At 52.1% G+C, this 12,301-nt stretch carries 10 protein-coding genes; 5 read left to right on the top strand and 5 right to left on the bottom strand.

All coding sequences use genetic code 11. The features are described 5' to 3' along the window. Position 1: 1 nt before the first annotated feature. Both potE and C3F38_RS04470 read left to right on the top strand, forming a co-directional pair. On the top strand, positions 2-1,318 hold the full coding sequence (gene potE, locus C3F38_RS04475) for a putrescine-ornithine antiporter (RefSeq protein ID WP_028127578.1): 1,317 nt from the start codon (positions 2-4) through the stop codon (positions 1,316-1,318). Positions 1,319-1,404: 86 nt separating this feature from the next. Then, the gene (locus tag C3F38_RS04470; protein WP_139108048.1) at positions 1,405-1,698 is read left to right on the top strand and encodes a GIY-YIG nuclease family protein; all 294 of its coding nucleotides are present in this window, start codon (positions 1,405-1,407) and stop codon (positions 1,696-1,698) included. 568 nt (positions 1,699-2,266) lie between these two features. Here the strand turns inward: C3F38_RS04470 and C3F38_RS04465 are convergent. Together C3F38_RS04465 and C3F38_RS04460 are read right to left on the bottom strand one after the other, a co-directional pair. Next, positions 2,267-2,770, bottom strand: a complete 504-nt coding sequence (locus tag C3F38_RS04465) for a GNAT family N-acetyltransferase (RefSeq protein ID WP_055317713.1) — start codon at positions 2,768-2,770, stop codon at positions 2,267-2,269. Then, a complete protein-coding gene (locus C3F38_RS04460) occupies positions 2,764-3,291 on the bottom strand; it encodes an SCP2 domain-containing protein (RefSeq protein WP_170310532.1) in 528 nt (175 codons plus the stop codon). Before C3F38_RS04460 ends, C3F38_RS04465 begins: the two co-directional genes overlap by 7 nt. Before the next feature lie 252 nt (positions 3,292-3,543). On the opposite strand from C3F38_RS04460, the gene C3F38_RS04455 reads away from it, so the two are divergent. Next, entirely contained in the window at positions 3,544-4,539 is a 996-nt protein-coding gene (locus tag C3F38_RS04455) for a peptidase U32 family protein (RefSeq protein WP_015376422.1), read from the top strand. A gap of 11 nt (positions 4,540-4,550) precedes the next feature. After that, the gene (locus tag C3F38_RS04450) at positions 4,551-5,429 is read left to right on the top strand and encodes a U32 family peptidase (protein ID WP_055317714.1); all 879 of its coding nucleotides are present in this window, start codon (positions 4,551-4,553) and stop codon (positions 5,427-5,429) included. Between the two features lie 358 nt (positions 5,430-5,787). On the opposite strand, the gene C3F38_RS26815 is transcribed toward C3F38_RS04450, so the two are convergent. From C3F38_RS26815 to C3F38_RS04435, 3 genes are all read right to left on the bottom strand, one after another. After that, positions 5,788-5,910, bottom strand: a complete 123-nt coding sequence (locus tag C3F38_RS26815; RefSeq protein ID WP_354626022.1) for a DUF1493 family protein — start codon at positions 5,908-5,910, stop codon at positions 5,788-5,790. Positions 5,911-6,198: 288 nt separating this feature from the next. Further along, positions 6,199-6,711 carry a pyridoxamine 5'-phosphate oxidase family protein gene (locus tag C3F38_RS04440; protein ID WP_103767451.1) on the bottom strand — a complete coding sequence of 171 codons (513 nt, stop codon included), beginning with the start codon at positions 6,709-6,711 and terminating at the stop codon, positions 6,199-6,201. 198 nt (positions 6,712-6,909) lie between these two features. Next, positions 6,910-9,912, bottom strand: a complete 3,003-nt coding sequence (locus C3F38_RS04435; protein WP_057523614.1) for a non-ribosomal peptide synthetase — start codon at positions 9,910-9,912, stop codon at positions 6,910-6,912. Between the two features lie 299 nt (positions 9,913-10,211). Between C3F38_RS04435 and cqsA the strand changes: the two genes are divergently transcribed. Then, entirely contained in the window at positions 10,212-11,372 is a 1,161-nt protein-coding gene (gene cqsA, locus C3F38_RS04430) for an alpha-hydroxyketone-type quorum-sensing autoinducer synthase (protein WP_055317295.1), read from the top strand. Positions 11,373-12,301 lie beyond the last annotated feature (929 nt).

Below are 12,301 nucleotides of genomic sequence, written 5' to 3'. Positions count from 1 at the left end.
CATGAGTAAGTCCAATAATAAAATGGGGGTCGTACAATTAACGATCCTGACCGCCGTGAATATGATGGGTTCCGGCATAATTATGCTGCCGACCAAGCTGGCCGAAGTGGGCACGATTTCGATCGTTTCCTGGCTGGTGACCGCCGTCGGCTCGATGGCGCTGGCCTACGCCTTCGCCAAATGCGGCATGTTCAGCCGTAAATCCGGCGGCATGGGCGGCTACGCCGAATACGCCTTCGGCAAATCAGGCAACTTTATGGCGAACTACACCTACGGCGTTTCGCTGCTGATCGCCAACATCGCCATCGCCATTTCCGCCGTCGGCTACGGCACCGAGCTGTTTGGCGCTACGCTCAGCCCGCTCGGGATCTGTATCGCCACCATCGGCGTGCTGTGGCTGGCAACCGTCGCCAACTTCGGCGGTGCGCGCATCACCGGCAAAATCAGCGGCATCACCGTCTGGGGCGTGATCATTCCGGTGGTGGGCATCTCGGTCATCGGCTGGTACTGGTTCAGCGGCAGCGCCTACGTCGCCGCCTGGAACCCGCATCAGGTGCCGACCTTTGAAGCCATCGGCGCCTCGATCTCGATGACCCTGTGGGCGTTCCTGGGGCTGGAATCCGCCTGCGCCAACACCGACGTGGTGGAAAACCCGGAGCGCAACGTGCCGATCGCCGTACTGGGCGGCACCCTCAGCGCGGCGGTGATTTATATCGTTTCGACCAACGTGATCGCCGGCATCGTGCCGAACATGGATCTGGCCAACTCCACCGCCCCGTTCGGGCTGGCGTTCTCGCACATGTTCAACCCGACGGTCGGCAAGATCATCATGGCGTTGATGGTCATGTCCTGCGTCGGCTCGCTGCTCGGCTGGCAGTTCACCATCGCTCAGGTGTTCAAATCCTCCGCCGACAGCGGCTTCTTCCCGAAAATCTTCTCCAAGCTGAGCAAGGCCGACGCGCCGGTTAAAGGCATGCTGACCATCGTCGTCATCCAGAGCGGCCTGTCGCTGATGACCATCAGCCCATCGCTGAACAAGCAGTTCAACGTGCTGGTGAACCTGGCGGTGGTGACCAACATCATCCCTTACATCCTGTCGATGGCGGCGCTGGTCATCATTCAGAAAGTGGCGAAGGTGCCGGACAACAAGGCGCGCATCGCCAATATCATCGCCGGCATCGGCGCGCTGTACAGCTTCTACGCGCTCTACAGCTCCGGTGAAGAAGCGATGATGTGGGGCGCCATCGCCACCTTCCTCGGCTGGACGCTGTACGGCATCGTCTCGCCGCGCTTCGAGCTGGCGGGTAAAAAGGGGTAAAGCGGTAGGGCACCGGCGGCCGGGGATGGGATTGTGATGGCAAACATGCCATCATACGCCGACCCTGGCCACCGAAACGGCGTACGATGACCGACACTTTCCCCACTCTCTGGCACCTCTACATGCTGCGTTTACCGAGCGGCATGCTGTATACCGGCATCACCACCGACGTGGCGCGCCGCCTGGCGCAGCATCAGGCCGGCAAAGGCGCCAAGGCGCTGCGCGGCAAAGGGGAATTGACGTTGGCGTTTCACTGCCAGGTGGGGGATCGCTCAACGGCGCTGAAGCTGGAATACCGCGTCAAGCAGCTGAGCAAAATACAAAAAGAGCGGCTGGTGAGTCACCCGCCGCTGTCGTTGGAGTATTTGCTTCCTGGTTAACAGGTGTCGGTAAAGTTTTATCCCTTCTATTTCAAACTGCTTGTACAGCAGTGAACTGATGGCTAGACGCTCGCGGCCGGCCGCCGAATTTCTAAGCTGCCTATACGGCAGTGAACGTCGTGTGGTCGAAATTGCCGGTGCCGTCGTATTTCTAAGCTGCCTATACGGCAGTGCACATCGCTTTTAATACCACCTATGACGGCAAGATTTTCTAAGCTGCCTGTACGGCAGTGCACCGTTGCATATTAGCGCTAATCAGCTGATTGATGGAGGAAAATCGAAATCTCCGTTCAAAAAGCCTTTTTTAAAGAGTTTAAAAATATGACTTTAAATCAATCAATTAAAAGTGGCACTCAAAAAAGGGTTCGGCAAACAAGAACGGGGTAAGGTGACATCTTTGCATTTTAGGGGGAATTATAGGTTCCCTGTTTGGTATCACCATCCGTCCCACTCAGACGCATAGACCCCACAGGTGACCTGAATTGCCAGCTCAAACAGCTGAGCAAAATACAAAAAGAGCGGCTGGTGAGTCACCCGCCGCTGTCGTTGGAGTATCTATTGCCGGTCGTTAAAAGCGATTAAACGGCGCCGAAAAAGCCACTTCGCCGCTGACGCCATTCAGGGCGTCTTCCGCCAGCGAGTAGACCTGGAACGCGCTTTCCGTGTCCGGCCAGCGACAATGCAGGCCATAGGCGGCGGCCGGTTTAAAACCGAAGCGGCCGTAGTAAACAGGATCGCCCAGCACCACCACCGCGGCGTAGCTGAATTCGTTCAGCGAATCCAAGCCTTCGTAAACCAGCTTTTCAGCCAGCCCCTGGCGGCGCAGGCTTTCGTCTACCGCCAGCGGCGCCAGCGCCACCCATTGTCGGTCTTCGCCGGCCACGTCTACCGGGCTGAACGCGGCGTAACCCACCACCCCGCCTTCGTCGTCAGTGGCGACCACGCCCAGCGTCAGCAGGCCGTCTTCGCGCAGCTGCTGCACCAGATCGGCTTCGTCGTCGCGGCCAAAGGCGCGGCGCAGCAAGGCATCGATGCCCGCCGCATCTACCGGTATCTCTACGCGGATCAGCATGATACCGCCACACGGGAAGCCGGCGCCGTGCCCTCCTGCAACCCTGCTTCGACAAAATCAGCCAACTGCAACAGCCCCATGCGCAGCGGCGCAGGCATGCTTTCCAGCTCGATGGCGTCCATCAAATTTTTCACATACAGGCCCAATTCGGTATCCCCTTCAATCTGCAGCCGACGCTGAAAGAACAGCGTATCCGGATCTTGCTTGCGCGCCGCGATCAGGATCAGATCGTTGGCGTCGCCGCTGAAGCTGACGTCCGCTTCGGCGTGCTGGCTGACCACCAGTTTGTCGTTTTCTACCGTCATAAACCATTGTAGCGCCAGATCGCGAACTTCGATCTTCAACCAGCGCGATTCGAGAAATTCCAGATCGCCATCCGCCAACGCCTGGCGGAACTGCCAGCTCAGCACCTGTTGCAGCAGCTGGCGCTGCAGGGCGAACGGCGTGAATTTCAGCGGGATGCGCAGCAGCGACGGCCCCTGGCGCACAAGGCGTGCTCGTAGTTGTTCCAACACGGTCATCCACTCCTTTCAATACGGACTACCGCTATTTTGCCACACTGCCGCGCGGCTTCAGCGGTCTATATCAACAAATAGTGCATTTCACCGCCATGTTTATCAATACGCCATAAGCTGCCCCAAATCAAAACCTGTGTGCGCCCCTTTGCCTAAAATGGCCTCCCCGATTCGCGTTTGCCGGCGGAACACCGCCGTCGGCAACCTTTAAAGACAGCGTGCGCCCGGCCGGGCGCACGGCTAAGCCAGGATAAATCTATGGAGCTGCTTTGTCCCGCCGGCAACCTGCCGGCCCTGAAGGCCGCGGTGGATAACGGCGCCGACGCCGTTTACATCGGTCTGAAAGACGATACCAACGCGCGCCACTTCGCCGGCCTCAACTTCACCGAGAAAAAGCTGCAGGAAGCGGTCGATTACGTGCATCGCCACGGCCGCAAGCTGCATATCGCCATCAACACCTTCGCCCATCCCGACGGCTACGCCCGCTGGCAGCGCGCGGTGGATATGGCGGCCCAGCTGGGCGCCGACGCGCTGATTCTGGCGGATCTGGCGATGCTGGAATACGCCGCCCAGCGCTACCCGCAGCTGGAGCGCCACGTTTCGGTGCAGGCCTCCGCCACCAACGAAGAGGCGATCCGTTTCTACCAGCGCAACTTCGAGGTGGGCCGGGTGGTGCTGCCGCGCGTGCTGTCGATGCATCAGGTGAAACAGCTGGCGCGCACCAGCCCGGTGCCGCTGGAAGTGTTCGCCTTCGGCAGCCTGTGCATCATGGCCGAGGGGCGCTGCTATCTCTCTTCCTACCTGACCGGCGAGTCGCCGAACACCGTCGGCGCCTGTTCGCCGGCGCGGTTCGTGCGCTGGCAGCAAACCCCGCAGGGCATGGAGTCGCGCCTGAACGACGTACTGATCGACCGCTATCAGGATCATGAAAACGCCGGCTACCCGACGCTGTGCAAGGGCCGCTATCTGGTGGACGACGTGCGCTACCACGCGCTGGAAGAGCCCACCAGCCTCAATACGCTGGAGCTGCTGCCGGAGCTGCTGGCCGCCAACATCGCCTCGGTGAAGATCGAAGGCCGCCAGCGCAGCCCGGCTTACGTCAGCCAGGTAGCGCGCGTCTGGCGCCAGGCGATCGACCGTTGCCAGGCCGATCCCGCCGCCTACCGCGCCGACGCCGCCTGGATGGAGACGCTGGGCGCGATGTCCGAGGGCACCCAAACCACGCTGGGCGCCTATCACCGCAAATGGCAGTAGCCGGAGGAAACATGAAATACGCACTGGGGCCGGTACTCTACTACTGGCCAAAAAACGACATCGCGGCGTTCTATCAACAGGCGGCGGAGAGCAGCGCCGACATTATTTATCTCGGCGAGAGCGTCTGCACCAAGCGGCGCGAGATGAAGGTCGGCGATTGGCTGGCGCTGGCGCGCGAAATCGCCCGCAGCGGCAAGCAGGTGGTGATCTCCACGCTGGCGCTGCTGCAGGCGCCCTCCGAGCTGAATGAGCTGAAACGCTATGTGGAGAACGGCGAGTTCCTGTTTGAAGCCAACGATCTGGGCGCGGTGAACATGGCGGCGGAACGCGGCCTGCCGTTCGTCGCCGGTCATGCGCTGAACTGCTACAACGCCTATACCCTGCGCCTGCTGCGCCGCCAGGGCATGATGCGCTGGTGCATGCCGGTCGAACTTTCACGCGACTGGCTGGCCAACCTGCTGGCACAGTGCGACGAGCTGGGCTTCCGCCACGATTTCGAGGTGGAGGTGCTGAGCTACGGCCACCTGCCGCTGGCCTACTCGGCGCGCTGCTTCACCGCCCGCTCGGAAAACCGCGGCAAGGACGAATGCGAAACCTGCTGCATCAAGTATCCGCAGGGCCGCATGATGCGCTCGCAGGAACAGCAGCGGGTGTTCGTGCTCAACGGCATCCAGACCATGAGCGGCTACTGCTACAACCTCGGCAACGAGCTCCCGAGCATGCAGGGACTGGTGGACATCGTGCGGCTGTCGCCGCAGGGTGCCGAGACACTGGCGCAAATCGATGCCTTCCGCGCCAACGAACGCGGCGAGCAGCCGCTGGCCTTGACCGACCACGCCGACTGCAACGGCTACTGGCGCCGCGTGGCGGGGCTGGAGTTGGTGTCTTAGCGAGGTAAGCGCCGGCGGCGCTCTGCCGCCGGTGTTGCGCCACACACTTTTCCCCCGTTTTCTTTTCACCTTCACTCACTTTGCCCCTCTCGCTTACCCGCACTGTAAGCCGTTAACTGCATTGTTATGGGTACATTTAGAACTCGCGAAGTTGGCAAACCATATACGCCGAGTGAGCTCGTCAGCTCCTGATACTGAGCAGCATCTAGATAGCAGATGTCCACGTTGGCTTCGTATAGTGGGTTGTTCAGCTAATATTTAGCTTCTGAAAATGGCGGGCATAACGGACGGTTCTGCTGGTATATTGTACGAATTATGCTAAATGTGCTCTATTTATGGTTAGTTTCACGTTTTTCTGTTAATGCAACCAACACCCTGCTTTGGCCGATTCAACCAATAATTTGGTCGTGAGCGGTCTAAGCGGCTGTTCGGACAGCTTGGAACAGAGAAACTCCGGGGTGAAATAGTGGAAGAACTCCATGCCGGCCAGCTCTACGTCCATATTGCCAGGTAGGTGTTGATCGCATCGTCACCGTCATCCCAACCAAACTTGAGATCTTCTCGCAAGCACGTGTCCGCGGTCACCGGCACTTTCGGGCCTTCCGATATCGCCTGAACTGGCGCACCCAGCTTTCAAGCGTGGTAGAACCGACATTCATCGCAGAGATCATCTTTAATCAGGCGGCACAAATTTACTGTGCTTCTCCATCATGATGGCATCCTTCAGTTCTTTAGGTTGGGAAGGATGCCAATCCTGAAAGACTATGACCTATAACGGCGCGGCTATCAGGCTTATATCCAACGAGATTCGGCGATCTTGTCGTTTCTCCAGCCACAGATCAATATCTAACAGCCACCATTCAGTAATCCTCAATTCATAAAATCGACGAGTACCATTTCCTGTAAACTCTTCGAAAGGCGGCATCATTGCTACACGTAATGCTTCATCTGGGAATTGAGTTGAGGAAAAATAACTATATACTTCTACACTTTCCGATTCTGGGACTTCATGGCAAAAGCCGACAAATTGCGCACCATCCAAACCGAGAGGAGAAACCCCTTGCAAATCAGCACGAAATATTGCCCCGCTAACCTGAGCATGTTCACGGATATTCTCCGAATGCTTAGATAAGCGGTCCGAACACCAAATTATTCGGATTGGTTCAAATGCTGCAACATAACTGACTGTGCTAGCCCAAACATCCCCAACTAACGAACGACTGGCAAGCGTGAAGAACCGAGTGTTTTGCAGTAAATATAAACTTCTTTCTACCAGTGACATAATCAACCTCGCTCATTTAGGCCGTTGAAAATGGTAACGTGTCAATATTTATCCTTTAAACGATCGCCGGATGCAGTGAGTTGACATGACCTACAATAAGCCAAAGCCCATCCATTCCGACATTATTGATGTCTGTCGTGAAAATGCTCTTCGTAACCTCGCCCTCGGGGACAAGGGCTTAACAGCGCATCGTGCGTATTAGTTAATATTCTCGCCTTGGTAACCGATTGACTGCCGCAAATAGCGCGCCAAGACCTGGCGAGTAAATTGCGGTTCTTGAATCATGCTGCCTTGTAAGAATTGCTTCACATTTCGTTTATCCCATTGATACGTATTTTGGTATAGCTCAATGGTTGATTGCCCCCCAGACGCATTTTCTCTAATCAGGCCCAGTATGGGGTAAAGGGGAGATTCAGGATCTTCTTCCCAATGGGCAAACCATTCTGGCAGTGGCTGACGATGAAAATGGAAACCGAAGTATTGTTCCAACAGGCTAAAAAATTCGTCAAGCGTCAGACTATCCTCAGGTTCAGGGGTCAGATGGAATTTTTTTCCTATAGCCTGCGGATTGCGACTCACGTAGGTAATCACGCTGGTAATGTAATCGACAGTGGTAAGCCCTTCACGGAATTCCTGCAAGGCGGGCACAATGCCGCAATCCAGACAGGTTTTCACCAGATTGCCCCACCATTGGTATTCTGCGCTAACACCTGTTTCACTATGGTTGGTCGCGTACCCAAGCCGAAAGGTAATCATCGGCAAACCGCGGGCAACTGCCAGGCCTGCAACTTTCTCCATGACCCATTTGCTGCGTACATAGCCGATATCAGTGAGAACCTCAGGCAGGTTCAGATCTATATCGTCATCTTCATGCATTATCCATCTTTCAGAATGTTGTGGTTTCCAACTGAAAACAGCAACTGAGGACAACAGCATCACAGGTTTGGTTCGTTGTTCGGCGGCAAAGCGAATAATTTCCCGAACGCCCTGCACATTTATATGCTTCAGATAGCTATAAGGTTGGATGAAGTTTATAGCCCCGCCTGAATGATAAATAATGTCCACTTCTTGACTTAACCGTCGATATTCCTCCACTGACATCCCCAAACGAGGCTTCGAAATATCACCACAGATGGGAACGGCTCGCACACGTTGTGCTTCAGTCAGCAAAATATGATAGTGCGCTAGCGTATCTGATAACCTCAGCTGTGCTGTTTGCAGATCTTGCGCGCGAATCAAGCAATAGACTTTCGCTTCGGTAGTTCGCATCAGATCAGACAAAAGATGGCTACCAACGAAGCCCGTGCTCCCAGTCAACAAAATGCAGCGCGGAGCAGTGACTTGATATTCGTCGAAATGTGGATCGATATAAATATCATCCGGCAGGAATATATCGTCTTGCAAAATGCGTAGCGGTTCAGTAGATGTAGCAACAGATGGTGTTCTGCTACGTTCTTCCAACGCTTTAGCTAATAAGCGGATCGTAGGATGATCATAGATATCATGTACGTATGTCTGGACGCCCATTTTCTCGGAAATAACGACCGCCATTTTTGCTGCTGTCAGAGAATGGCCGCCCAAATGCGTGAATTCATCATCCAGACCAGGTGAAACGTCATCCAGTAACGATGCCCAGATTTCTGCCAGAAGCGCTTCACGTTCGCTAAAGTTGGATTCAGGTCTTACACGCTCAGCACGTCGTTGCTGCTCATGCGCCAATAGTGCCCCTTTATCCACCTTGCCATTTATTGTCAGGGGCAAACGAGGCAGTACCACTATTGCCGATGGCATGAAATAAGCCGGCAACGCATTAGCGATGTGCTGACGCAACTTTTCCTGAAGTTCAGGTGCATCATTGTGAGGCGAAGCCACAAAAGCCAAGATGCGTTTTTCCCTGTCTGGCTCCCCCACCACCAATGCAACAGCCCCTTTCACCGTCGGATGCTGCAGCAACACATTCTCAATTTCCCCCAGCTCTATACGGTTACCACGAATTTTCACCTGCTCGTCCAACCGACCCAGATATTGTACTCGCCCGCCAGGCAACCAGCATGCAAGATCGCCGCTGCGGTAGATCCGCTTACCCGGAGAAAACGGTGAGGTAATAAAGCGCTGGCGCGTCATTTCAATGTCATTCAGATAACCAATGGCCAAACCGGGGCCGCCGATAAACAACTCACCGGGCTGGCCGACACCAAGCGGTTGCAACTCTTTATCCAGAATAAAAACTTCCGCTCCGGCAATAGGCACACCAATGCTTGGTGGTTGATTTTTGCTGGCGCATATGACTGTATTGCAGGTCGTGAAAATGGTCGCTTCGGTGGGACCATAGTAATCAATTAGTGGGTAGTCAAGATGGGAAACATTGACAGGACTTAGCTTTTCACCAGCGGTAAACAGGTATCGCAACGTAAGTTCAGCAGGTTGAGGCAGGTTAACAATGTCAGGAACAAACACCGTTGGTACAAAAGCATGTGTCAAACGTTGAAGGGCAAAAAAACGCAGCAAGGCATCGGGGCAGAGTCGCGTTTCCTCGCTATCCGGCAGAACCAGCGTGGCGCCGCAAATCAGCGGCGACCATACCTCCCACTGGGCAACATCAAAACCAATACCGGCAATGAGTGTGCTACGGCACTGAGCATCCACAGCAAAGTTTACGTTATGCCAGTTCACCAGGTTATGAAGCGCACCGTGAGAAACCATCACGCCCTTCGGTATACCTGTGGTGCCAGAGGTAAATATCACATACGCGGCCTCATCCGCAGAAGACAAGGTCGGGATACAAGGATCACGCGCCAGGTCTGGATACGCTTTGTCTATCGCAATTACCGGTACGCCAGCAAGCTCAACATGTGAAGTAAATGCATGATTTCCTAACAGAACGACAGGGGAATTGGACTGCTCAATAATCTGCGCAATGCGTTTTTGTGGATTATGAATATCAATAGGGATATAGGCCGCGCCTGCCTTGGCTATTGCCAGCATGCCGATAATAAACTCCGGCGTCCTCTGTACAACTAAAGGTACACTGTTTCCAGGTGCGACCTGTGCCAATCGAAGCAAACTACATAATCGATCGCTTTCTTTATGCAATTGCTCATAGGTCATTATGGTATTACCATACTCAATCGCGATCTTATCTTTCGATTCAATCGCTTGATTTATAAATTGCTTCACAACATTATTCTGGGATTTACACATGTTTAAATCCTGATTTATGTTTCATGAAAAAAAACATCCAGCCCCCTTCTGCAAATATATATTTACAGAGACAACCTACATCTTCCTCTCTTGGATATTATAGCTGTGCTTGTACGACATACCCAGTATGTCGGAAAAATGGAGAAAATCTAATAATGGGCTGATGGCTGATTTTCATATAGTCAATCATGGTTAATGTTAATCTTTTCATCATTTGCGTGAGAAGATTATCGATAGATTTGACAAAACAACCCCCATTACATATACAAAGTATTCCCTCATCAATAGGAATTACCGCAATGAAAAGAAAACCCCTCCCTGGATTTTTAAACAACAGGATTAACGAACGTTTTCAGGAAAGATTCCACACTGAATGGCAAGGGACTCATTTATTTAAAATAAATCAAAATGGAGTGAATGATGTAATACTTTGCACCAATGATTACCTTTGTCTTTGTGACGAGGAATCACTCAATGTAGGAAATCACGAGAACCGAATGGGTGAGAAAATAATGTCATCCGTCTTTCTTAATGAAACAAGTTATCAGGCGGAAGTGGAACGGGCATTTAGCGAGTTCTTTGGCAGTGAAGACAGTATCATGTGTCAGTCTGGTTATGCCGCCAATACTGGCTTGATTCAAGCAATTGCCAATGAAAATGTTCCGATTTATATAGACATTCTCGCCCATATGTCCCTGCACGATGGAGTACGTTTGGCAAACGCCAAATCCTATGCTTTTGCTCACAATAGTGTTGAAGGCGCGAGAAAAAAAATAGCGTCCTACGGCCCCGGAGTGATCGTTGTCGATTCAGTGTATAGTACAAACGGAAGTTTGTGTCCTTTAGAGGATTTTGTCGCTCTGGCAGAAGAAACTGGCTGCGTGATCGTTGTCGACGAGTCTCATTCCGTAGGCACACATGGCCCAGAAGGACGTGGTATCGTTTATGCGCTGGGATTAACCAAGCGCGTGGATTTTGTCACGGCAAGTTTGGCTAAAACATTTGCTGGACGTGGCGGATTAATTACGTGTCTCACCCTATTTAAAGACTACTTCCAATTGGAATCGCATCCTTCCCTATTCAGTTCCTCCGTTATGAACCATGATCTAAAGTGGTTTATGGATGCTATTGAACATATTAAATCAGCCGATGAGAAAAGAGAGCGACTGCATGCTCACGCCAAATATATCCGAACTGCTCTGGCTGATCTAGGGTACGATGTATCCGGTGGTAGTGAGCAAATCATTGCTTTGGAAGCGGGTTCAGAGAAAAATGTACTTTCTCTTAAAAATCATTTGGAAGAGAAAGGAATATTGGCTTGTACCTTCTGCTATCCAGTTACTACAAAGAAAAAGTCAAAAATCAGGATGGCAGCTAACGCCAATCTCAGTGAAAATGACCTTGACCGAATAGTTGACGCCTTTAGTCAATTTAAATCAAATCAGACATCTGTAATGTAGCCTTTGGAGTTATATATCAAGTTATTGATTTCGCACGGTTGATATTCAAGCTCGCAAGTATTATGTTCTCTGTCATACCAGTTAAGAGAGAGTTTATGTAATTAATATATTGAATATCAACCGTCAGCGTGCTTGTAATAATATTGAATACTTAAGACATCAGAAAAAACTGGGGATTCTGGCATAGTGGATGCAATTTTATTTTTGCCGTTACCATTTATTCCTATAATTTAACGAGTGGAAGCAGTCAAACTTCTCGGTCGGTATCTTACCTGTGAAACAGGGTTTAATTAGAGCTATCCAACTCTCTTTGCATCAAACTCACCATTGCTCATTGTATCGTCCAAGCGGTCCCCTAAAGCATCAGGAAGAGAGTCATCACCCACGAAATCTTTTGAATGCTCTTCAGCATTCTCCTTCAGTCCAGCTATCGGAAATTGAGCAGAAGGAAGTGATGAAGCGGCAGAAATTCGGTGTATCGCCTTGGAACCTCAAGTCCCCTCTTCAAACTGCTGACCACGATTAAGTCGGCAGTATATTTTATCAACAAAGTCGATAATTATCTTAATAGCTTGATGTGAATTCAAGTAGCGTTTGAGACTTCCAGCGTAACGGATTAATTTAGAAAAATTTTATTAATTCTCAGAGAACGGCTAATGGTAACCCGAGAGTCTAATTTTTTGATCTGTGACAACGATGAGCGTGTTACATCCAGGGGCAAGACGATCCCCCGCAGAATGCCGCTCGGTACAACAAATTTTCGTTTTATCCCCGCTCTCGCGGGGAACACTATAAATATATCTAATTGAATTAAATGGATTTCAACATCTACGAGATTTCACCGCGATTTAAGCATCGGGGCAGTCACATAACTCTTTGAAATCTAATAAATAAAAAAACCATCTATAGCAATAAAGCAGAATCACCGA

The sequence above is a fragment of the Serratia sp. SSNIH1 genome (genome assembly GCF_002935055.1).
GTDB classification, from domain to species: Bacteria; Pseudomonadota; Gammaproteobacteria; order Enterobacterales; family Enterobacteriaceae; genus Serratia; species Serratia nevei.
Note: the sequence above shows the minus strand (reverse complement) of the source record. Positions and strands in the feature narration are given on the sequence as shown.